The sequence below is a fragment of the Micromonospora sp. NPDC023888 genome (assembly GCF_040639415.1).
Lineage (GTDB): Bacteria > Actinomycetota > Actinomycetes > Mycobacteriales > Micromonosporaceae > Micromonospora.
This window is the reverse complement of record NZ_JBEZZW010000028.1, coordinates 65,804-87,703: the sequence shown is the minus strand read 5'-3', so window position 1 is coordinate 87,703 and position 21,900 is coordinate 65,804. Positions and strand designations below refer to the sequence as shown.

Genomic DNA, 21,900 nt, shown 5'->3' with positions numbered 1-21,900 from the left:
CCCCCACGGTGTCACTTCGAGAACGCCTGGAACTCGGCGATCCTGACCTGCGTACGGGCCGGGCTGGCGGTCGCGCAGTCCGTCGTCGTGGCCGGGTCGTCGTCCTGCTCGCCCGCGTACCGCGGGCCGCCGGTGCACTGGCTCGCCAACACCTCCAGGCGCAGGTGGGTGGCGAGGGTGGTGGGCACCGCGAACGTCCGGAGGTTGATGTCCCGGCTGTACGACCGGTACGCCTCGCCGGGGAACGCGTCGCCCGCGCTCGTGTAGATCCGCTGCCAGCGCGCCGGGTCCGCGCAGTCGGTGGTCGTCGCGTCGCAGGCGGACACCGCGAACGAGCGCAGCGCGCTGAGCGCGTTCTGACTGCCGGTGTCGGCGTCGCCGGTGATCGCCGGGCGCAGCATCGCGCTGACGTTCACCCGCTTGACCGTCTGCGGGGCGTCCCCGGGCAACGCCACGGTGAGCTGCCGGCCGGCCACCCCGTCCAGGGAGGCCCAGTTCGTCGCCTCGGTGTCGTCGGCGATCCGGTCCAGGTTGACCCCGTCGCCGGTGATCGTCGCCCCGGACGCGGTGGACGCCAGGTTGCGGCTCATCCGCAGGTCCACATACCCGTCCTGGTCGGCCTTGGCGTCCACGCTGAGCCGCTGGTGCCCGAAGCCGGGAGCCACCGCGAGCAGGTCGTACGTGCCGGCCACCAGCTCCACGGTGTCCGGGATCGACGTCGCCGGGTCGGTGTCCGCGATCGGCGTGGCCCGCGCCTCGTACGCCCCGACGTACACCCGGATCGGCGCGTCGGCGCTGTCGCCGCGCGGACGCAGGGTGAGCGTCGCGTTGCCGCCGCGCGGCGAGGCGAAGCTCGGCGTCGGGTCGGTGTCGCCGGCGCCGTTGGTGGCGGCGTCGCGGCCCATCCCGGAGCGGGCGAACTCGGCCCAGATCAGGTCCTGGTTGGCGCCGCCGAAGCGGAGCAGGTCGGCGGTGAGCATGTTGTCCCGCATGTCGAGCATGCTGACCTGGCTGGCGGCCTGGAGCAGGAACGAGTCGAAGACCAACTGCGACCAGCGCCGGTTGCCGGGGCACTTGTCGGCGGCGACCTTCCCCTGTGCGCAGTCGAGCTGCCGCTGCGGGGTGCCGAGGCCGTACCGCTTGACGAGTGCGGCGCGGACCCGGAAGTTGGTGGCGCCCCAGATCTCCCCGTCGGCGTGCACGGCGGGGCCGCCGGTGTTGTAGCCGATGTCGGAGTAGTTGAGCGGGCTGCGGCTGAGGTCGTAGTTGCGGATGCCGCTGACCAGGTTGCCGGTGACGTAGCCACCGGTCACGAAGGGCGTCTCACCTGGTGCGCGCAACCCGTTCTGGAAGAGGTACTCGGCGGCGAGCAGGTCGCCCCACGACTCGCCCATCGCTCCGCCCTGGTGGCCGCCGATCCCGCTGTCCGGGCCGGCGATCATCCGGTTGGTGATCGCGTGGGTGTATTCGTGGCCGATCACCGTCATGTCGTAGTCGCCGTCCACACACGGCGGGTACGGGCCACCGGCCTGCGGCTGCCACAGGTACATGTTCGTGGTCGGCGGCAGCCCGTCGCGCCCGGTGCCCTGGTTGGCGTTGTTCCGGTTGCCGGTGAGCGCGCCCTGCTGGGCGCGGCCCTGCTCGGCGTCACCGCCCAGCCCGTCCGGGGTGAGGTTCACCGCCTGGAGGTTCCACGCCGACTCGGTGAAGCCCAACTGGTACGACCAGTCGTGCATCCGGTTGTGCATGGCGAAGAGGTTGGCGATCGACGCGTCGGCGTCGTTGCGCTGGGCGGAGGTGAACGCCTGCGGGTTGCACCTCGCCTGGTGCCACTGGTCGGTGAAGGGGTACTCGTAGCGGCGGTCCGGGCTGGTGGTGGCCGGGACGATCGGGGTGCCGGCACCCCAGGAGAGCACCGTGTTGGCCGAGTTGCCGCGCGAGGTGAAGGTGGGTGTGCCGGTGGCCGCGTCGACGTCCCAGGGTTGGCCGGTGGCCGGGTCGCGGAAGGCGGCCTGACAGCCGGGTGCGGAGTCGCCGCACCAGCGCACCCGGGGGTCCTGCCCGGGGCCGAGGTCGCGGGGCGGCGTGGCGGGGAAGACCGCCCAGCTCGGGTTGTCGGAGTCGAAGTCGACGAGGTCCTCGCGGACCAGCACCTGCCCGGTGCCGCCGTCCACGTAGCTGGTGAACGCGGCTGGGTTCTCGCTGTCCGCGCCGATCATGGTGACCTCGTAGGCGGCCCGTGGCCCGTCCAGCGGGGTGGGCACTGCCACCTGCCGGATGGTGTGGCTGGACACCGCGCTGGCCGTCAGCCTGGCGTCGGCGAGGGCGGCGGCGTACGCCTGCTCGGCGGTGCGGGTGGCCGGCGCGGGCGTGCCGGTGTTGCGGGCCAGCGAGGAGCTGACCGAGAGCACCGTGCCCTTGGTGACGGCGAGGGTGACGAGACCGTCCGGCCCGGCGGGCAGGTCGCCGAACCGTTGCCGGAGGGTGACCACGGCGCCGCTGCCGATCGGTCGGACCAGCACCCGTTCCATGGCGGCCACCGCTGCGGCGTCCAGGCCGAACAGGTCGCGGTTGGCGGTCAGGTAGGCGCGGGCGGCGGCCTCCGGGTCGGCGGGCAGCCCCCTGGCCAGCGGGGTGCGGCCGGGGCCGAGCGCCTGCGGGGTGCCGAGTCGGTTCCACCGCACGTCGGGGTCGGCGGCGCGAGCCAGGCCGCGCTGGCGGGCGTCGGGTGCCGCCGTACCGGTGCGGTTGTCGACGTCGGCGGGCTCGTGCCCCTCGCTGAACGGTCCGGACCGGCGCTCGGCGGACGCCGCGCTGCCGGTGGGGGCCGCGGTGCTCACGCCGGTGGGGAGCAACGCGGCGACCATGGCCGTCGTCGCCAGGACGGCGATGAGCCGGCGTCGCCGCCGGCTCATCGGGGGTGACCATTCGGGTAGTGGCACGGGACCTCCTCGTGGGAGCGAAATGGCCGGCGGTCGCCGGCCGTCGATGCGCGATGACGCATGTGCGTTTGTGAATATCAGTCGCTTGTGGTGGCGGCAAGGCCCGGGCCGCTCGACGCGCCGGTTGATCGAAAATAGTCGACTTTACAAAAACTGTCCTCTTGTAAATTTCCGGGGCGACTGCCACAGTCGGAACAGGGACGCGAGACCGGAGGTTGGTCATGGCCGTCGATGTCGATCCGACCGTCGAGCCCACCCGGTGGCGAGATCCGCGCAGGGCGCTCTGGCCACTGGCGCTCCTGGTGCCGGCGCTGCCCTTCGCCGGATTCGCGCTGTGGCGGGCCGGCGGCGGCGCCTGGGCCTGGTGGCTCACCCCGGTCGTCGTGTTCGGCCTGATCCCGGTGATCGACCTGCTGCTCGGCGACGACCGGCAGAACCCACCGGAGGAGGCGGTGCCCCGCCTGTCCGCCGACGGCTACTACCGCTGGCTCACCTACCTCTACCTGCCGGCCCAGTACGGGGCCCTGGTGCTCTGCGGTGCGGTGTGGACCCACGACACGCTCTCGATGCCGGCTGCCGCCGGCCTGGTCGCCACGGTCGGCGTGGTCAACGGCATCGCCATCAACACCGCCCACGAGCTGGGCCACAAGCGGGAGCGGGTGGAGCGCTGGCTGTCCAAGGTGGCCCTGGCACCGACCGGCTACGGGCACTTCCACGTCGAGCACAACCGCGGCCACCACGTACGGGTCGCCACCCGGGAAGATCCGGCCAGCTCCCGGCTGGGGGAGAGCCTCTGGGCGTTCTGGCCGCGTACCGTCTTCGGCAGCCTGCGCTCGGCGTGGCGGTTGGAGACCTCTCGGTTCCGGATCCGCGGCCGGTCACCCTGGACCCACCGCAACGACGTGCTCAACGCCTGGGCCATGACCCTGCTGCTGTACGCGGCGCTGACCCTGGCCTTCGGCCCCGGGGTGCTGCCGTTCCTGGTCCTCCAGGCGGTGGTCGGCTTCTCCCTGCTGGAGGTGGTCAACTACCTGGAGCACTACGGGCTGGCCCGGCAACGCACCGCCGCCGGCCGCTACGAGAAGGTGGACCCTCGGCACAGCTGGAACAGCGACCGCGTGGTCACCAACGTCTTCCTCTTCCAGCTCCAGCGGCACAGCGACCATCACGCCAACCCGCTGCGCCGCTACCAGACCCTGCGCACCTTCGACACCTCACCGCGGCTGCCGGCCGGTTACGCCACGATGGTGGTCGTCGCGCTCGTGCCACCGCTGTGGCGACGGGTGATGGACCGTCGGGTGCTCGCCCACTACGGCGGCGACGTGGCGCGCGCCAACGTGCACCGCCGCCGGTGACGCCCCGGGTGGTCGCTCGTCGGGCCCGCCGCGCGAGGTCAGTCGTCAGGTGTCCAGTCGGGGTCGCGGCCGAAGGCGGCCAGCAGCTGGTCCTGCTCGTCGGCGTCGTCGGGCACCCGCACCCCGGTCCGGACCAGGTTGTTGCGGCGGTAGTCGTCGATCTGGCCGGCGAACCACCGGGTGGCCACGTGCACCACGTCCCTGTCGAACCGCGGTTGCGCGCCGATCGCCACCGCCACGTCCCAGCCGTGGACGAGATGCTCGGCGAGGAGTTGCTGAAGGTATTCCGCGGCCGGGGTCTCGCCGGCGGAGAGGTGCACGCTGCGGTCGAGCGTGCCCGGATGGGTGGCGGCGATCTCGGCCTGCGCGGCCGCCTCCCGCGCCACCGCGATCGGGTCGTCGCCGAGCTGGTCGCCGTCGAGTCGGTCGCCGACCTCGTCGATGGTCCGGCCGGCGAGCAGCGGGACGCTCCACCGGTCCTCACTGACCACGTGGTTGACGAGCGTGCGTACGTCCCAGTCGGAGCAGGGTGTCGGGTCGGACCACTGGCCGGCCTCGATCTGGTCCACCCGGTCGACGAATTCGGCCAGGCTCCGGCGGTACGCCTCCAGCAGATCCATGCTGCCGATTGTTCCGGTCGGCGGGCCGGGCCGAGCCGTTTTGCCAGGCCTGGTGTGGGTGATTGCGCTGGCTGCCCGGCTCAGTCCAGGGCGGTGAGATCCAGGCCGAGCTCCCGGGCGGTGACCAGCCGGACCCACTCGCCGAACTGCCGACGGGAGATCACCCGGTCGTGCACGGCGAGCTGGACGGCGAGGCCGTCCATCACCGCGCTGATTCGCCAGGCGGCCCCGTCCGGGTCGGCGCACTGGAAGGTGCCGTCGGCCACCCCGGCGGAGATCACCTCGGCCAGGTCCTGCCGCCAGCGCAGGTCGAGCCGGCGGGACACCTTTTCCAACTCCGGGGTACGCAGCGACTCGGACCACCCGTCGATCCACATCGACCACGAGGTCGCCCGACCGGCGGGGGTGTAGAGCTTGAGGATCCGGCGGAGTTTGGTCAGCGGGGGAGCCGAGGAGCGGGTCACCGTGTCCAGTCGGGCCAGATCCTGCTCGACCGCGTACGCGAAGGCCTGCGCGAGCAGGCGCTCCTTGGTGGCGAAGTGGTAGAACACAAGTGCCTGACTCACGCCGGCGGCCTGTGCCACGTCGGCCGTGCGGGTGTTGGCCAGACCGCGCTCCACGATCACGTCACAGGCGGTGCGCAGCAGGGCATCCAGGCGGATCTCGGCCGCACGTCTCGTCACGACCGTTACCGTAGCCCATCCGACTGAACACGAACAGTTACCGCTGCGGCCGGATCCGCGATGCGACAGTCGGAAGCCGGACACTTCCTCGGGGTGCCGTCGATCGTTCCTGAGAGAGCGTTCACCGAGGTCCGCCGCGAGTGGAGGACGTACGAAGTGCCTGGTGGCCGGCGTTCGGCGCAGTGATGGCCGTCATCGGCCGGTGGCGGCCGAGCGTGACGGTCGGTGGCCGTCGGCGGCACCTGACCAGCCCCCTAGGAAGCCTGCCGGTGGTGGTCCCGATCCCGCCCGCCCTCGACGGGACGCGCCGAGGTGACCCCGAGTTGGCAGTCTTTCACCGGCTCGGCTAAAGTTCTCATCCGTCACCCGGGAACGTCCGGGGGCGTGCGGACGTAGCGCAGCTGGTAGCGCATCACCTTGCCAAGGTGAGGGTCGCGGGTTCGAATCCCGTCGTCCGCTCGGAGCTGCCGCCACGCATGACGGGGGCAACCTCGGTGGGGTGGCCGAGAGGCGAGGCAACGGCCTGCAAAGCCGTGTACGCGGGTTCAAATCCCGTCCCCACCTCGGCAACAAGCACGGGCGATTGGCGCAGTGGGAGCGCGCTTCCTTGACACGGAAGAGGTCACTGGTTCAAACCCAGTATCGCCCACCAGCAGATCAGCGGCTCGTTACCGGTTTCCGGTGACGAGCCGCTCGTGTTTGTGGCGGACGGTCGGCCCTGGGCGTGATCCACTCGGCTTCGGTGAAGTCGCGCTGTCAACCTCGCGGGAACACCGCGCTTTCCGCGAAACCGAGTCGATCTAGAACGTCAACACGCGGAACTCGCCCACCGGCCGGAAGCCGAGGCGGCCCGGCCAGTCTGAGCACCCTGCCGTCGCCGGTGAACGCCTTCTCCCGCTCGATCGTCGCGGCCACCCCGGCGGCCGGAATTCCGGACACCCGGGTGTAGGCCGGCACGAACGTGTCGCCCGGTGCGCGGCAAGCACCGTGTCGAGAGACTCCATGATCCGGATGTTGGGGCGGCCTCCGTGCGGTCCTCACCTGGGGAAATGGCGCATCCGAGGGCTGTGACCGGCGGTACTTTGTCGATCGTTCCAGATAGCGGGTAGCGTTCCGGGCATGGCACGAACCCGCGAGTTCGACTTCGACGCCGCGGTCGCCGCCGCCATGGACGTGTTCCGGAGCAAGGGGTACGAGGGCACCTCCATGCGCGACCTCTCCGAGGCGACCGGCCTGGGCAGCGGCTCGATCTACGCCGCCTTCGGCAGCAAGGACGGCCTCTACCTGGCGGTGCTCGACCTCTACCGGCAGCGTTACGCCGCGCCGATGGTCGATCTGCTGCGCTCCGGCAACGACGCGCGGGCGGTCATCCGCGAGGTGTTCATCGGCACGGTGGACGACATCACCGGCGACGGCCAGCACCTCGCCTGCCTCATCGTCGGGGCGTCGATGGAACGGGCCCACCAGGACCTGCGGGTCGCCGAGCGGCTCCGCTCCACCACCCAGTCCCTTGAGTTGGCGCTCTACGACCTGCTCGCCGAGGCGCAGCTACGGGGTCAGATCACGTCCGACCGCAGCGCCAGCGACCTGGCCGGGTTCCTGGTGACCAGCCTCCAGGGTCTACGGGTGATGGGCGCCATCAACCCGGACCGGGCGGCGCTGACGCGGTACGCCGAAGTCGCGCTCACCTGCCTGGACTGACCGCCGTACGACGGGCCGGTACCTACGGCGACGGGCCGGCTGCCCTCGTCGAGGCGGCCGGCCCGGCATGGCGCGCTCCGCCGGCTGCGCCGGCGGTGGGGCGTGGTCGGGTCACAGCGGCGGGGCGATGTCCCGCCGTTCCTCGACCCGCTGGTACTCCACCGGCTGCTCGGTGGTGGTGACCACCTGGCGGCGGCGTCCCCAGATCAGCGTGGTCATGATCAGGCCGAGGACGCCGGCGCCCATCAGGATCCAGCCGACCACGTCGAGGTTGATGCCGCCGACGCTCGCGTCCAGCGCGAAGGTGAGGATCGCGCCGAGCGCGATCAGGAAGATGCTGGTGCCGATACCCACGACAGCCTCCTTAGGGGGTGTGGTGTGCTGTCGTGCCCCTCAGTACCCCGGCCCGGACCAGCGCAACCGTCACCGCCCAGGGTGCCGCGTCAAGCGATCTTGGCATCGGGTAGAGTTCACCTGTCGCCGGCGCTTGCCGGGGACGTGCGGACGTAGCGCAGCTGGTAGCGCATCACCTTGCCAAGGTGAGGGTCGCGGGTTCGAATCCCGTCGTCCGCTCGTGATTCGCCCCGACGGGGGCTGACTGCCGGTTCCGGCGGTCACCACGGGCGATTGGCGCAGTGGGAGCGCGCTTCCTTGACACGGAAGAGGTCACTGGTTCAAACCCAGTATCGCCCACCAGAGAAGACGGCTCGTCATCGAAACCCGGTGACGAGCCGTTGCCGTACCCAATCCGGTGGCGGTCCTCATCGGAGGTTGCGAGACTCTGCCCTGTGCGAGAGCCGGACCGTTTCCGAGGTGCCGTGCAGGTCTGGGCGGCTGGCGGTGCCGACGCCGCGGCAGCCGCCACAGTGGCCCGTGAGGTGGCCGACGACCTGAGCACCGTGGTGCTCGTCGAGGGCTTCAGCGACCAGTGCGCGGTCGAGGCACTTGCCGAGCGGCGGGGCCGCGACCTGGCCGGCGAGGGCGTGTGCGTCCTGCCGATCGGCGGCGCGATGAGTGTCGCCAGGTACCTGCGGCTCTTCGGCGCGCAGGGGCTGGCACTGACCGTACGAGGGCTCTGCGACGAGGCCGAGGAGGGCTTCTCCCGGCGGGGGCTGGAGCAGGCCGGCTTCGGCGGCGACCTGACCCGCCCGGACATGGAGGCGCTCGGCTTCCAGGTCTGCGTGACCGACCTGGAGGACGAGCTGATCCGCGCGCTCGGCAGCGTCGGTGTCGAGCGGGTCATCGACGCCGAGCGGGATCTGGCCCGGTTCCGGGTCTTCCAGAACCAGCCCGCGCAGCGTGGGCGGACGATCGAGCGGCAACTGCGCCGCTTCATGGGCACGATGAGCGGCCGTAAGGCGCGCTACGCTCGCGCGCTCGTCCGTGCCCTCGACCCGGGCGCGATCCCGCGACCACTGGACCGGCTGCTCACCTGACGGTGCTGCCGCGGGCAGATCCGCCACCGGATCTCGAACCACCACCCGGCAGTGCCACTGGCCTGTCAATCGCCGGCGCGGAGCACCTCGCCCAGCCGGTCGCGTCGCCGCAGCGCCGACTCGACAGGTACGACCGCGGCGGCCGCCGCCAGCAGCGCCACGCTCACCAGGCCGAGCAGCCACCACGGCAGGACCGCGCCCGGGTCGGCGGCCTGGCCGGTGAGCAGCCGCAGGTCGAGCGGGCCGAGCAGCGAACGTGCGAGCAGGGCCCCGAGTAGCGGGCCGCACACCGCGGTGACCACGACCGGCGGCAGCAGCTCCCCGGCGGCGACCCAGCGGGCGTCGCGTGGCCGCAGGCCGAGGGTCCGCAGTCGGGTCAGGGTCTGCCACCGCTCGGACGCACCCGCGGCGGCGGCGAGCGTGAGGCCGAGCAGGCCCAGCGCCAGCAGTACCGCGGCGGCCGTCCACGCCAGCCGTAGCAGCCCTGTGGTCAGTGGCGCCGCCCGCTGCGTCCGCAGGGCGTCCGCGCGCAGCACCACGTCGGCGGCGACCCCGCTGTTCGACACGGCCCGCGCCGCGCCGGAACCGGTCACCCAGACGGTGTTCGGAACGGCGGGCAGCCCGGCGTCGGCGAGGGCTGCGGCGTCCACGATGACGACGTCTCCGGCGCCGCCGACGGAGGGAGCGGTACCGACCGCGGTGAGATGGATCGCCGGGGCGTCGTCCCGGGTGAGCTGCAACCGCGTACCGGCCGGCAGAACGCCGTCGCTCGATCGGACCAGCGCCGGGACGTCCCCGGGGCCGGGACCGGGTGCCGTGAGCCGGGTCAGCTCCGGCGCGTCGGGCAGCGGGGTGGTGGCCAGCAGGCGCTCGAACGCGTCGGCGTCCACGATGACCAGTCGTGGGGTGAGCGGTGTCGATTCGGTCAGGACGCGCGCCGAGTCGGTCACCTGGGCGACGACGACCTGCCCCACCCCGGGTGCGGCAGCGATGCGCTCGGCGAGTGCGGGTGTGGCGGCCTCGGCGCCGGCGCCGACGTCCAGGCGGGCGTCGGCGCCGACGGTGCTCCACGAGCCGTCGGCCAGACCCCGGGTGACGGTGGTGCCGAGGACGAGCGCGAACGACGCGAGCGCCGTGGTGCTGACCAGAACCAGCAGCGGCAGCGCGCGCCCGGCCGTTGTGGCCGCCCGGGCGGCACCGAATACGGCCAGCGGGCGGCGCGAGCGCAGGGCCTGTCGGAGCGCGAACCGCGCCCCGAGGGGTAGCAGCCGGAGCAGGACGAGCGCGCCGACGAGCGCGCCCAGAGCGGGGGCGCTGATCGGCAGGATCAGGTCGCCGGTCAGCTCACCGGTGTCGCCGTCGGAGCCGACGGGCAGCAGCCCGCGCTGGTGCAGCGTGCCGAAGGCGGCGACCGCGGCGATCAGGACAGCGGTCTCCACGGCGGCGCGGCGCAGGTGGCCGGTGGCCCGGATCCAGCGCCGAGCGGCCGGGTTGGCGGGTTGACGCCGGTCGCGGCTGGCGCGGGCGGCGGCGAGGGTGCCGAACGCCGGCCCGGCGACGGCACCGGCCAGGACAGCGGGAACGGCCCAGGCCCACGCGACGCCCGGCGCCGCCGCGCGGGCGAGTGCGAGCCCGACGGCGGCGGCCGACAGGGACACCACAGTGGACTCGATGGTCAGTTCCGTACCGAGGTCGGGTAGCGCCGCCCCACGCTGTCGGGCGGCGCTCAACGCCGGGGTACGGCGGCGGACCAGCAGTTCGGCGGCGAGCAGCAGGACCAGTACCGTGGCGGTCAGCACCCCGGTGAGCAGGACGGCGGCCTGTGCGGCGACGGCGCTGATCCGTGTCCGGGCGTCGCGCAGCGCCGTGTCGAGCTGCGATTCCCACTTCAGGGACTGGTCGCGCTCGCCTGACGAGCCGGAGGCCGCCTTGAGCTTGACCACCTGGCCGGCGAGAGCCGCGGTGGTGTCCCAGGTGAGCGCGTCGGGCTCCGTGGCGAAGTGGACGGTGCGCCGTAGTTGGTCCTGGTCGACGGCGAGCCGGGCGTCCGGTAACGACTCGCGCGACAGCAGGCCGGCGAACCGGGTGGTCCCCACGCCGTCGGCGCCGGGCACGGGGCGCAGGAGCGACGGGGCGAGTCGCCAGGCGGGGTCGCCGCCGTCCGCGGGTCGGTAGATCCCGCTGACCCGGACGTCCTTGTCGCGACCCCGGCCGTCCCGGACCGGGATCCGATCGCCGGGGCCGAGGTCAAGTGCGGCGGCGTCCGCCTCGGAGAGGCCGACCTGCACCGGCCAGGGCGGTCCGCCGTAGGGCGTCTCGACGTAGTCGTCGGGGACAGCGGAGCCGGGCGCGTTTCCGGCGATCCAGGTCACGGCCGGGCCACCGAGGTCACCGGTCAGGTAGGTGAACTGGAAGGTACGCGGCACGCTGCCGTTCGTGACCTTGAGGATCGGGCCGGTGACGACGGCGATGGGCGGGAGCAGCGCGGCGTCCAGGTCGGGTCCGAGCGCGTAGGTCGCCCGGGCGCGGAAGTCGTCGACGGCGTCGGCGAGGCGGGGTGCCCGGACCCGCCCGCCGGTCGGGCCGTCGTCGCGTTCCCAGTCGGCGTGTGCGAGGACGTTCGAGTCCTGGCCGGCGCGGCGGACCGTGTCCTGCACGGCGCTGTCGGCGGCGGCGCTGAGCAGCGCCGGCACGGCCCCGGCGAGCAGCGCCACGGCCGCGATGACGGCGGCGGTGAGCAGCAGCGGTCCGGCGTCGGTACGGGCCCGGCCGCGGATGCTGGGCCAGTGCGGCGCCGGCCACCTGCGGGTCAGCCACCGCTTCACGGCGCCACCCGCAGGTGCGCGGCGTCGGCCCGGCGGACCTGCACGGCGACCACGACGGCGACCGCCAGCAGGCATCCGAGCAGCAGGACGGCGAGCAGTGTGGCCTCGGCCGGCCACGGCCAGTGTGGCTGGGCGGCCGGAACGGGCGCGGCGCCGGTGTCGGAGCGCACGAGCAGGGGAGTGACGACGCGGGTGGCGAGCGCGCCGACGGCCGCGCCCGCCGCGAGCAGGGGCAGCAGTACGCCGGCGTGCTGGCCGAGCAGCACGCCCCGGATGCCGCGCCGGGACATTCCCAGGCCGCGCAGCCGCGCCACCTCGACGGCGCGGACCTGGAGGTCGCAGGTGACGTGCAGGACGACGCCGGCGAGCAGCAGCAGCGCCGCGGCCGGGACGATGAGCCGGAGCGCGGCCGGCAGCCCGGCGCGCAGCGGGCCGCCGGTGAGGCGGGCGGTCTCCGCCTCGAGGGTCACGACGGTGCCCAGGTGCTGGGCGGTGGCCCGCTCGGCGGCACCGTCGGCTGGGTGGCCCACCCACCAGGCGTCGACCGGGAACGTGAGGTCGCCGGTGACGACGCGTGCGCGGGACAGCGTGTCCAGGTCGGCCAGGACGGCGACGGCGCCGGGTGCGGACGGTACGGCCGGCACGACCTCGGTGACGACGATCGGGACGGGCGTGATGCCGACCGTGACGCTGAGCTGGCTACCGATCTCGGCACCGACCTCGCTGGCGAAGCGGGCGGAGACGGCGACGGGCACCGGGCCGGGGTCCGGGAAGGCGCTGGCGACCAGGGTCCGGGCGGCGTCCTCGGCGCCGCCGAGGTCGACGGTCGCGGCCATCCGCAGCGCCGTTCCCGTCGGCGTGGCGGACACCGTGACGGTCGGGTCGCTCAGCTTGGTCGGGACCGGCGGCGCGGACGTGGCGGTCCAGTCCGATCCGTCAGTGGACCTCTCCGCCGACCCGGCGGACGGGACGGTGAGCGTGACGGCCACGGCGACGGGTCTGCCGACCGCGTCGGTGGTGACCGGCAGGGCGACCGCGACGAGGTGCTGCCCGTCAGCCGTCGCGCAGGTCGGCAGTCGAACCTCCCGGCCGTCGAGCGGTACGGCTGGACCGGTACAGGAGGTGCGGAGGCCGGTGGCGTCCTGCACCAGCAGCCGGGGCCTCACAACGAGCGGGGTGTCACTGACCGCGGTCCCGCTCAGGACGAGCGGCGCGCCTGTCGGGATGGCGAGGCCGGTGACCCGGGTACGTGGTGCCAGCGTGGCGCCAACGTCGGCCCATCCGCGGTCGTCGTCCAACCGCCCGCGCAGCAGCGCGTCCGCGCGGGTGGTGTCGACGGCGACCAGGCGCGGCGCCTCGCCGGCGGTGCCGAGCCACTGACCGACGCTGGTACCCCGGTCGAGGACCGGACTGACCGCCCCCGCGGTGGCGGCGCTGACGACCGCGCCGTCGCCGGCCACCGGCGCCGTGCCGAGGGTGAGTGCCAGATCGGTGCCGACGGCGAGCGCGGCCTGGTCGCGCTGCGACTGGTGCCACGTGGCGTCGAAGGCGAGGCCGAAGGTCCCGGCCGCGCAGGCCAGCCCGACGAGCAGCCCGGCGGCGACCGCCTGGGGCCGGCGGGCGCTCTCGGAAACCGCCAAGGGAAGCGCCAGCCCGCGGGCGCGGTACGCCAGCCGGTCGGCGCCGCGCAGGGCGGGCAGGACCACCCGGAGCGCCAGGGCGGCGCCCGCGGTGAGCAGCAGCGCCGGCGCGAGCACCCGGACCGCGTCGGCGCGTGGGCTGGCGGTGGCGGGCTGCGCGTACAGCTGCCACCAGCCGGCGGCGGCGAATACCGCGAGGATCAGGTCGGCACCGGATCGGGCCAGCAGTTCGCGGCGGGTGCGCCGGTCGCCGGGTGCCGGGACGGGCCGGATCGCCAGGACGGTGAGGACAGCGGCGAGCGCCAGCGCGCCGCCGGCGACCGCGAGGACCTGGGCACCGGCGATGGCCGGCCGGACGGTCAGGCCGGCGCCGTCCAGCGGCGGCAGGTGGGTCAGGCCGGCGTGCAGGGCCGACGAGGCCGGTATCGCGAGCGCGGCGGCGACGGCGGCGACGAGCCCGGCCTCGAGTGTCGCGGTGGCGGCGAGTTGGCGGCCGCTGGTGCCCAGGGCGGACCGCAGGGCGGTCTCGTCGGCGCGGATGCCCGCGGTCAGCCGGCCGGCGAGGACGAGTGCCGTCGCGGTCAGGACACTGCCGAGGACGGCGATGGCGAGCACGACGGCGGCGGTGACGTGCCGTTGGTCGTCTGCGGATCGCAGGGTCAGCGGCAGGTCGGAGGCGACACGGGCGAGCTGGACGCGGTCGCCGAGGGTGCCGGCCAGCCGGCGGTCGGCACCGCGCACCGCCGCGGCGACGGCCTCCAGGTCGCGGCGGTGGGCGTGGGACAGGTCCGGATGGGTGGTGACCTCCATCCGGTCGACTGTGGCGCCGGTGGTGACCAGGTCGGCGAGGTCGACGAGGAACGGGCCGTAGGCGTTTACCGGCTGCATGAATCGGCCGTCCCAGTAGCCGATGGCGGAGCCGGCCGCGGCCAGCGGGTCGCGGTCCCAGCCGCGCCCCGGCAGGGGGCGTACCACACCGACGACTGTCACGTCGATGGCCGGGACGGGCGCGTGGGCCAGCTCGGCGCCGAGGCGCACCCGGCGACCGGGGGTGAGGCCGAGCAGGTGGGCGGTGGACTCCAGCAGCACCGCGTCGCCAGGGTGCTGCGGCCAGCGCCCGGTGACCAGCTCGGCTCGGGCCGGCAGGTCGTCCAGCCCGGACAGGTACGCCTGGGGCGCGACGGTGGTGCCCGGGGCGAGCGCGGGCGGCAGCGCCCGCAGCACTGTCGATGCCCGCGCGGTTGCCCTCACCGGGAACGGTGCGAGCGCGGAGGCCACCGCGCTGCGGGTGTCGGCGGCGACGGACGCCGCGTCCCGGCCCTCGACCGACCCGGTGTAGACGGTCACGTCGACGGCGGCGGGGGCGGCGCGGGCCATGGCGATCTCCAGCGCCCGCTCGGCGGTGCGGGTGCTCAGCAGGGTGCAGGTGCCCAGCAGGGTCGCGCCGATCGTGACGACCCCGAGGAGGGCAGCCAGCAACGGCCACTGCGCGCGGGCGCGCCGGCTGACCAGCCTCAGCATCGTCGCGTCACCTGGCGTCCGGCACGGGCTCGCCCGGCTGCCCGGCCGCCTGTTCGTCGAGGTGCCCGTCGTGGATGCGGATCACCCGGTCGGCCAGGGCCATCATCACCGCGTCGTGCGTCGACACCACAACGGTGACGCCTTCGGATTCCACTATCCCGCGCAGCAGTGCCATCACCGACAGGCCGGTCTCGGCGTCCAGTTGCCCGGTGGGCTCGTCGGCGAGCAGAAGCTGGGGCGAGGCGGCCAGCGCGCGGGCGATCGCCACCCGCTGCTGCTGGCCGCCGGACAGCTCGGCCGGCCGCTGCCGGGCGTGGTCGGCCAGGCCGATCAGCTCCAGCAGCAACTCGACCCGCCGCTCACGCTCGGCCGGGGCGACGCGGGCCAGCCGCAGCGGGGCGGCGACATTTTCCGCGGCCGACAGCACCGGGATCAACCCGAAGCTCTGGAAGACGTACGACACCTTCTCGCGCCGCAGCCGGGACAGGCCGTCCTCGTCGAGCGCGGTGACGTCGGTGCCGTCGACGTGCACGGTGCCGGCGTCCGGGCGGTCCAGGCCGCCGATGACGTTGAGTAGGGTGGTCTTGCCCGAGCCGGACCGGCCGACGAGCGCCACCATGGAACCGGCGGCCACGTCGAACGACACGCCGCGCAGGGCATGGACGACGGTCGGCCCGGTGCGGAAGCGCCGGTGTACGCCGCGCACGCGAAGCAGCGGCTCGCCGCTCATTCGCCGCTTCCCGAGTCGGGGCGGATCGTGATGTGGTCGGCTTCCAGGGCCAGCCGGACCCGTCGGGTCAGCGCCAGCGCCTGGCGGAACTCGCGGGGCACCTGGACCCGCCCGGCCCGGTCCATCACGGCGTACTCCTCGGCGATCAGGTGGGTGTCACCCGCCGCGTCGGTGGTGGTGCGGCGCAGCACCTCGCTGCTGGTGCGCCCGTCCCGGATGGCGACGGTCCGTTCGACCTGACCGCTGACCTCCGGGTCGTGGGTCACCACGACAACGGTGACGCCGTAGCGCCGGTTGACGTCCCGCAGCACGCCGAAGACCTCCGCGGACGTGGCGGCGTCCAGCTCGCCGGTCGGCTCGTCGGCGAGCAGGACCCGCGGCTGGTTGGCAAGCGCCACGGCGATCGCGACCCGCATCTGCTGCCCTCCGGAGAGTTGCCCGGGGCGTCGGTCGGCGCAGTCGGCGACACCGAGGCTGTCCAGCAGCTCGGCCGCGCGCTCCCGGCGCTCCTGCTTCGCGGTACGGGCCGCCGTCATCGGCAGGTCCACCATCTCCCGTGCGGTCAGGTAGGGGATCAGGTTGCTCGCTGTCTGCTGCCGGACGAACCCCACGGTGCGCCGCCGGTAGTCCACCCGGTCCGCGCGGGACATCGCCAGCAGATTCCAGCGGTCGACCCGGACCCGCCCGGCGGTGGGGGCGTCGATGCCGGCCAGGATGGACAGCAGCGTCGACTTGCCCGACCCGGAGGCGCCAACCACGGCGACCAGCTCACCGCTCTCCACGGCCAGGTCCAGCCCCTGCAGCGCCTGCACCTCGATCGAGCCGGTCTGGTAGATCCGCACCAGGTTCTCGCAGACGATGAGCGCGTCCCGGCCGAACTCGGCCGCCCGCGCGGACGGCTGCGCCAGGGACAGCGGTGTGCTGGGCATTGCCTTCTCCGTCCGGGTTGCAGCCGACGTCGAGCCAGCCTCGGGCACGTGGTGTCACCGGGACGGCACGCATGGCCGCCACATACGTCACGAGCCTCGATTGGCCGTGCTCACGCAGATTGAAGCAGTTTCGCAATCGGCGGCCTCGTTGACCATGCCCTGGGCGGCTTTTCTGCGTTTCGACGAGGTCTGCCCACCCGTCGGGGGGTCGGTCGGCCCGGCTGGCCGTACCCGATCCGCAGCGCCAGCCGGGCGTGGTGCAGGGCGGTGCCGCAGCTCACCCGAGCCGTCGGCAGCCGGCGACCGCCGGGCGGTCAGCGTTCCCGGACCACCGCGACCGGACAGCCGGCGTGCTGGATCACCTGCTGGCTGACCGAGCCGAGCAGCATCCCCGCCAGCCCACCCCGGCCCCGGCTGCCGACCACCACCGACTGCGCGGACCGGCTCGCCTCGATCAGCATCGCCGCCGGGCTGCCCGGGATCACGTCGACGGTCATGCTCAGCTCGGGAAAGGTTCGCCGCCACGGCTCCAGCGACTGCTCCACCGCGGCCCGCTCGTCGGGCACCCCGGCCGCCCCACCGGGGCCCGGAGTCCAGGCGTGCAGCACACGCAACGGCACCTGCCGCCGCGCCGCCCGTTCCGCGGCGAAGCCGAGCGCCACAAGCGACGGCTCCGAACCGTCCACCCCGACCGCCACCGGGTCGTCCGGCCCACCTGCCGTCCCGTCGCGGACCACCACGACCGGGCAGTGTGCGTGGGCGGCCACCGACACGGCGGTGGACCCGGCCAGCAGGCCACCGAATCCGCCGTGGCCCCGGCTGCCGAGCACCAGCATGCCGGCCTTGGCCGAACGTTCCTGCAACACCAGGGCAGGTGGTCCGTCGTACACCTCGCCGGTGATCGTCAGCCCGGGGTGGGTGGCGGCGGCGTCCGCTGTGGCCTTGCGGACCAGGTCCTCGACCTGCCGGCGGGCGGTCTCGTCCGGCCAGACCCCGGGCGCCACACCCGGGCCGACCCAGCCGGCCACGGTCAGCCACTCGAAGACGTACGCGAGCCGCACCGGTTGGCCGCTGTGCCGAGCCTCCTCCAGCGCCCACTGCACCGCCATCGAGGCGTCGGTGGAGCCGTCGTAGCCGACCAGGATCTCCGCGTCGCGCACGTCGTCCTCCTCAGGGGTTCGTCGGGTCGGTCTCGCGGACCCAGCGCCACTCGGCGACCTCGGGGTCGTCCTCGCCGTACCGGCGGGTGTAGTCGCGGGCGGCCTGCCGGGCGTCGACCATCCGTTGGCGCAGGTGCGCGGCGCGGGCGCCCAGCCCGGGTACCCGGTCGATGACGTCGATGACCAGGTGGAATCGGTCCAGGTCGTTGAGCATCACCATGTCGAACGGGGTGGTGGTGGTGCCCTCCTCCTTGTAGCCGCGTACGTGCAGGTTGTCGTGGTTGTTGCGGCGGTACGTCAGCCGGTGGATCAACCAGGGATAACCGTGGTACGCGAAGATGATCGGCCGGTCCTCGGTGAAGATGGTGTCGAACTCGTTGTCGGTCAGCCCGTGCGGGTGCTCGGTGTCCGTCTGGAGTCGCATCAGGTCGACCACGTTCACGAGTCTCACCCGCAGGTCCGGGAGGTGCTGGCGGAGCAGCTCGACGGCGGCCAACGTCTCCAGGGTGGGTACGTCCCCGCAACAGGCCAGCACCACGTCCGGTTCGATGCCCCCGTCGTTGCTGGCCCACTCCCAGATCCCCAGGCCGCGTCGGGTGTGCTGGATCGCCTCGGTCATCGTCAGCCAGTTCGGCGCGGGTTGCTTGCCGGCCACCACCACGTTTATGTAGTGCCGGCTGCGCAGGCAGTGGTCCATCGTGGCGAGCAGGGTGTTGGCGTCCGGCGGCAGGTAGACCCGCACCACCTCGGCCTTCTTGTTGACCACGTGGTCGATGAAGCCGGGGTCCTGGTGGGAGAAGCCGTTGTGGTCCTGCCGCCAGACGTGGCTGGAGAGCAGGTAGTTCAACGAGGCGATCGGCTGCCGCCAGGGGATGGCCCGGGTCACCTTGAGCCACTTGGCGTGCTGGTTGAGCATGGAGTCGACGATGTGGATGAACGCCTCGTAGCTGGTGAAGATGCCGTGCCGGCCGGTCAGCAGGTAGCCCTCCAGCCAGCCCTGGCACAGGTGCTCGGAGAGCACCTCCATGACCCGGCCGTCGGGGGAGAGGTGGTCGTCGCCCGCAACGGTGGCGGCGACCCACGCCCGGCCGGTCACCTCGAACGCCGCGCCCAGCCGGTTGGAGGCGACCTCGTCCGGGCCGAACAGTCGGAACGTCTCCGGGTTGGCGCTGATGACGTCGCGGATCCACGGGCCGAGCACCCCTGTCGCACCGGCCATCGGCTGGCCCGGTTCGGGGACGTCCACTCCGTAGTCGCGGAAGTCGGGCAGGGCCAGGTCGCGCAACACCACGCCACCGTTGGTGACCGGGTTGGCGCTCATCCGCCGGTCCCCGCGCGGCGGCAGCGTCCGCAGCTCGTCCACCGGCGCGCCGGTGGCGTCGAACAGCTCCTCGGGCTGATAGCTGCGCAGCCACCGCTCCAACTCGGCCAGGTGGGCCGGGTTGTCGCGTACCCCCGACAGTGGCACCTGGTGGGCGCGGTACGTGCCCTCCACCTGGAGGCCGTCCACCTCGTTGGGGCCGGTCCACCCCTTCGGGGTCCGCAGGATGATCATCGGCCAGCGGGGACGGTCGACGACCCCACCGGAGCGGGCCCGCCGCTGGATCTCGGCGATCTCGTCAAGCGCGCGGTCCATCGTCGCGGCGAGCGTGCGGTGCACCACGGCCGGGTCGTCGCCGGCCACCACGTACGGCTGGTAGCCCGACCCGCGCATCAGGTCGAGCAGGTCGGCCTCGGGGATCCGGGCCAGCACGGTCGGGTTGGCGATCTTGTAGCCGTTGAGGTGCAGGATGGGCAGCACCGCGCCGTCGCGCGCCGGGTTGAGGAACACGTCGGAGAGCCAGCTCCCGGCCAGTGGCCCGGTCTCCGCCTCGCCGTCGCCGACCACACACGCCACCACCAGGTCCGGGTGGTCGAAGGCCGCGCCGTAGGCGTGGCTCAGCGCGTACCCCAGCTCGCCGCCCTCGTGGATGGAGCCCGGCACGTCCGCCGCGACGTGGCTGGGGATGCCGCCGGGGAAGGAGAACTGGCGGAACAGCTTGGACATGCCGGCCTCGTCGCGCGCCACGTCGTGGTAGCGCTCCGACCAGGTGCCCTCCAGCCAGGTGTTGGCCACGATGGCCGGGCCGCCGTGCCCGGGGCCGGTGACCAGCATGGCGTTGAGGTCACGCGCCACGATCACCCGGTTGAGATGGGCGTAGATGAGGTTGAGCCCGGGGCTGGTGCCCCAGTGCCCGAGCAGCCGCGGCTTGATGTCGTCGGGGGTCAGCGGCTCCCGCAGGAGCGGGTTGCCCAGCAGGTAGATCTGGCCGACGGTGAGGTAGTTCGCGGCGCGCCAGTAGGCGTCCAGCCGGCGCAGCTCGTCGTCGGTGAGGGCGCGTTGCACGTCGAGAGCGGTGTCCATCAGGCTGCCTCTCGCGGGTAGGAGTGGGGCGTCCGGCGTCCAGCTTCGCCGCCGTGGACGCCCCCGGGTCAGGGCCGTCGGTCCCGGGCCGGCCGTGCGTCCGGACCGGTCAGCGGCGCCTCGGTCAACCCACGGACGACGATCACCGGCGCGGGGGAGTGGTAGAGCAGGGATTGCGCGACGGCGCCCAGCATCGCTCGTCCCGGTTCGTCGCCGCGGGCGGCGACAAGCGCCACCTGCGACGCGCGGGATGTGTCGATCAGGACCTGACCGGGCTCGCCGCGTACGACACGGCACTCGATGGGCACCGAGCCGTTGCGGCCGGCATGCCGGGCCACCGCCTCGCTGAGCTGCTCGGCGACGGCGTCGGTGTCCTCGTCCTGCTCCACCACCCGCAGCGCGAGCAGCCGGGCGTCCCGGCGGGCGGCGCATTCCACGGCCCATTGCAGCGCGAGGTGTGAGCTGGGCGAGCCGTCCACGCCGACCAGCACCGGGCCCTGCGGTGGCGGTTCGCGGCGGACCACGAGCAGTGGGCAACCGGCCCGTGCGGCCAACTGCACGGCGGACGTCTCGGCCGGTACGCACTGGCCGCTGCCGGCCATCCCGCTGTCGCCGACCGCCAGCAGGAAGGCTGTCTCCGACCGGCGGATGAGGGTGGCCAGCATCGCGCTCTCGACGATCTCGCTGCCCACGGTCAGTCCGGGTTCGGCCTGGTGGGCGAGTTGGGCGGCCCGGGTGAGCAGCTCTTCGGCCCGGTCGCGGGGTGCGGCGACGCTGTCCGCGGCGAAGGCCGCGTGCCAGTCGAAGGTGTGCAGCAGGTGCAGTGGGCGGCCGTGTCCGGCGGCTTCCTGCGCGGCCTGTTCGACGACCGGAAGGTCGAGTTCCGAGCCGAGGCCGACCAGCACCGCTGCGTCGGCGGGTACGGCCATCGATATCACCTCCCGGGCGTCGCGCCCGGCACGACCACGCTGTCCCTGACCGAGGGTAGTCGGGTGGACACGGCGGCGGGCGGGTTCGGGCACCACCGGCTCGTCAACCGGGGTTGACGGCACTGGCGTTGTCAACGTATGTTGACGACATGAGTCAGGCGACAGAACTCGCGGCGGCAGCCGGCAGCACCGACCCCCGGGTCGGGCTGCGCGCTGTCCGCGCGCTGCGCCGGCTGCTCGAGAGGCTTGAGGTGGTCCAGGTGGACAACGCCCGTCGACAGGGCTGGTCCTGGCAGGAGATCGCCGACGCGCTCGAGGTCAGCCGGCAGGCGGTGCACAAGAAGCACGCCGGGCGACCGGCGGTCAACCCATCCTGGGAGGCGTGATGTTCGAACGGTTCACCGACCGGGCGCGCGACGTGGTGCGCCGGGCGCTGGAGGAGGCGCGGGCCGAGGGCCAGCGGCCGGTCGGCACCGAGCACCTGCTGCTCGCCCTGCTCGCCGACGACGCCGGCCTGGCCAGCCGGGTGCTCGCCGACGCCGGCGTGCGCGCCGACGACCTGCGCGAGCGCGTCCGCCGCCACACCGTCAGCGGCGGCGCCGGCCTCGGCGACGCGGACGCGGCGGCCCTGCGGGAGATCGGCATCGACCTGGCCGCGATCGTGGCCCGCATTGAGCAGTCCTTCGGCCCGGACGCGCTGCGCGAGGCCGTACCGGCGCCGCGCCGCAGGTGGGGGCGCAAGCGCTACCTCGGCGGGCCGTTCTCGCCCCGGTCCAAGAAAGCGCTTGAGTTGTCCCTGCGCGAGGCGCTGCGCCTGCGCCACAAGCACATCGGCACCGAGCACATCCTGCTCGGGGTGCTCCGGGAGGGGCACGGGCTGGGCGCGCTTGTGCTCACCGAGTCCGGCATCGACCTCGACGATCTGCGCCGGCGGGTGGAGAGCGCGCTACGGGCGGCGGCCTGACGGGTGCGCTCGCGTTGAAACGTGTCTGTGGCACTTTCGACGCGAGCCCCCCGCTGGGTCG

16 protein-coding genes and 5 tRNA genes are annotated in these 21,900 nt (G+C 73.4%); 10 read left to right on the top strand and 11 right to left on the bottom strand.

Annotation, left to right across the window (positions count from 1 at the left end; all coding sequences use genetic code 11):
* Positions 1-11: 11 nt before the first annotated feature.
* The gene (locus AB0F61_RS23645) at positions 12-2,942 is read right to left on the bottom strand and encodes a M36 family metallopeptidase (RefSeq protein ID WP_357813195.1); all 2,931 of its coding nucleotides are present in this window, start codon (positions 2,940-2,942) and stop codon (positions 12-14) included.
* Between the two features lie 221 nt (positions 2,943-3,163).
* Between AB0F61_RS23645 and AB0F61_RS23640 the strand changes: the two genes are divergently transcribed.
* Complete coding sequence (locus AB0F61_RS23640; protein WP_357813192.1) at positions 3,164-4,297, top strand: alkane 1-monooxygenase; 1,134 nt, start codon at positions 3,164-3,166, stop codon at positions 4,295-4,297.
* A gap of 38 nt (positions 4,298-4,335) precedes the next feature.
* Here AB0F61_RS23640 and AB0F61_RS23635 read toward each other — a convergent pair whose 3' ends face one another.
* Both AB0F61_RS23635 and AB0F61_RS23630 read right to left on the bottom strand, forming a co-directional pair.
* Positions 4,336-4,917, bottom strand: a complete 582-nt coding sequence (locus AB0F61_RS23635; protein ID WP_357813190.1) for a TIGR03086 family metal-binding protein — start codon at positions 4,915-4,917, stop codon at positions 4,336-4,338.
* An 80-nt stretch (positions 4,918-4,997) separates the two neighbouring features.
* Positions 4,998-5,600 carry a TetR/AcrR family transcriptional regulator gene (locus tag AB0F61_RS23630; RefSeq protein ID WP_357813187.1) on the bottom strand — a complete coding sequence of 201 codons (603 nt, stop codon included), beginning with the start codon at positions 5,598-5,600 and terminating at the stop codon, positions 4,998-5,000.
* A gap of 386 nt (positions 5,601-5,986) precedes the next feature.
* On the opposite strand from AB0F61_RS23630, the gene AB0F61_RS23625 reads away from it, so the two are divergent.
* The 4 genes from AB0F61_RS23625 (at position 5,987) to AB0F61_RS23610 (ending at position 7,301) form a co-directional block, all read left to right on the top strand.
* Positions 5,987-6,059 (top strand) — tRNA-Gly (locus tag AB0F61_RS23625).
* Positions 6,060-6,093: 34 nt separating this feature from the next.
* Positions 6,094-6,164, top strand: a tRNA-Cys gene (locus tag AB0F61_RS23620).
* A gap of 13 nt (positions 6,165-6,177) precedes the next feature.
* Positions 6,178-6,252 (top strand) — tRNA-Val (locus tag AB0F61_RS23615).
* Between the two features lie 467 nt (positions 6,253-6,719).
* On the top strand, positions 6,720-7,301 hold the full coding sequence (locus tag AB0F61_RS23610) for a TetR/AcrR family transcriptional regulator (RefSeq protein WP_357813185.1): 582 nt from the start codon (positions 6,720-6,722) through the stop codon (positions 7,299-7,301).
* Positions 7,302-7,412: 111 nt separating this feature from the next.
* On the opposite strand, the gene AB0F61_RS23605 is transcribed toward AB0F61_RS23610, so the two are convergent.
* Positions 7,413-7,655 (bottom strand): DUF6458 family protein, encoded by a 243-nt coding sequence (locus AB0F61_RS23605; protein ID WP_124819826.1) that lies wholly within the window; start codon positions 7,653-7,655, stop codon positions 7,413-7,415.
* Positions 7,656-7,801: 146 nt separating this feature from the next.
* On the opposite strand from AB0F61_RS23605, the gene AB0F61_RS23600 reads away from it, so the two are divergent.
* From AB0F61_RS23600 to AB0F61_RS23590, 3 genes are all read left to right on the top strand, one after another.
* Positions 7,802-7,874: transfer RNA gene (locus AB0F61_RS23600), tRNA-Gly, on the top strand.
* A gap of 48 nt (positions 7,875-7,922) precedes the next feature.
* Positions 7,923-7,997, top strand: a tRNA-Val gene (locus tag AB0F61_RS23595).
* 92 nt (positions 7,998-8,089) lie between these two features.
* On the top strand, positions 8,090-8,737 hold the full coding sequence (locus AB0F61_RS23590; protein ID WP_357813183.1) for a TOPRIM nucleotidyl transferase/hydrolase domain-containing protein: 648 nt from the start codon (positions 8,090-8,092) through the stop codon (positions 8,735-8,737).
* Positions 8,738-8,802: 65 nt separating this feature from the next.
* On the opposite strand, the gene AB0F61_RS23585 is transcribed toward AB0F61_RS23590, so the two are convergent.
* The 7 genes from AB0F61_RS23585 to AB0F61_RS23555 all read right to left on the bottom strand — a co-directional run bounded on the left by AB0F61_RS23585 (position 8,803) and on the right by AB0F61_RS23555 (position 20,875).
* Positions 8,803-11,562 carry an FtsX-like permease family protein gene (locus AB0F61_RS23585; protein WP_357813181.1) on the bottom strand — a complete coding sequence of 920 codons (2,760 nt, stop codon included), beginning with the start codon at positions 11,560-11,562 and terminating at the stop codon, positions 8,803-8,805.
* The gene (locus tag AB0F61_RS23580) at positions 11,559-14,723 is read right to left on the bottom strand and encodes an FtsX-like permease family protein (protein ID WP_357813178.1); all 3,165 of its coding nucleotides are present in this window, start codon (positions 14,721-14,723) and stop codon (positions 11,559-11,561) included. The genes AB0F61_RS23585 and AB0F61_RS23580 overlap by 4 nt, the downstream gene beginning before the upstream one ends.
* A 7-nt stretch (positions 14,724-14,730) precedes the next feature.
* Positions 14,731-15,453: an ABC transporter ATP-binding protein gene (locus tag AB0F61_RS23575; RefSeq protein WP_357813175.1), complete on the bottom strand. Its 723-nt coding sequence runs from the start codon at positions 15,451-15,453 to the stop codon at positions 14,731-14,733.
* A complete protein-coding gene (locus AB0F61_RS23570) occupies positions 15,450-16,382 on the bottom strand; it encodes an ABC transporter ATP-binding protein (RefSeq protein ID WP_357813172.1) in 933 nt (310 codons plus the stop codon). The genes AB0F61_RS23575 and AB0F61_RS23570 overlap by 4 nt, the downstream gene beginning before the upstream one ends.
* 314 nt (positions 16,383-16,696) lie before the next feature.
* Positions 16,697-17,542 carry a universal stress protein gene (locus AB0F61_RS23565; RefSeq protein ID WP_357813170.1) on the bottom strand — a complete coding sequence of 282 codons (846 nt, stop codon included), beginning with the start codon at positions 17,540-17,542 and terminating at the stop codon, positions 16,697-16,699.
* A gap of 10 nt (positions 17,543-17,552) precedes the next feature.
* Positions 17,553-19,946, bottom strand: coding sequence for a phosphoketolase family protein (locus AB0F61_RS23560; protein WP_357813168.1), 2,394 nt, complete (start codon positions 19,944-19,946; stop codon positions 17,553-17,555).
* Between the two features lie 68 nt (positions 19,947-20,014).
* A complete protein-coding gene (locus tag AB0F61_RS23555) occupies positions 20,015-20,875 on the bottom strand; it encodes a universal stress protein (protein ID WP_357813166.1) in 861 nt (286 codons plus the stop codon).
* 149 nt (positions 20,876-21,024) lie between these two features.
* Between AB0F61_RS23555 and AB0F61_RS23550 the strand changes: the two genes are divergently transcribed.
* Positions 21,025-21,261, top strand: coding sequence for an HTH domain-containing protein (locus tag AB0F61_RS23550; RefSeq protein WP_088946910.1), 237 nt, complete (start codon positions 21,025-21,027; stop codon positions 21,259-21,261).
* Positions 21,261-21,839: a Clp protease N-terminal domain-containing protein gene (locus AB0F61_RS23545; protein WP_357813163.1), complete on the top strand. Its 579-nt coding sequence runs from the start codon at positions 21,261-21,263 to the stop codon at positions 21,837-21,839. The genes AB0F61_RS23550 and AB0F61_RS23545 overlap by 1 nt, the downstream gene beginning before the upstream one ends.
* Positions 21,840-21,900 lie beyond the last annotated feature (61 nt).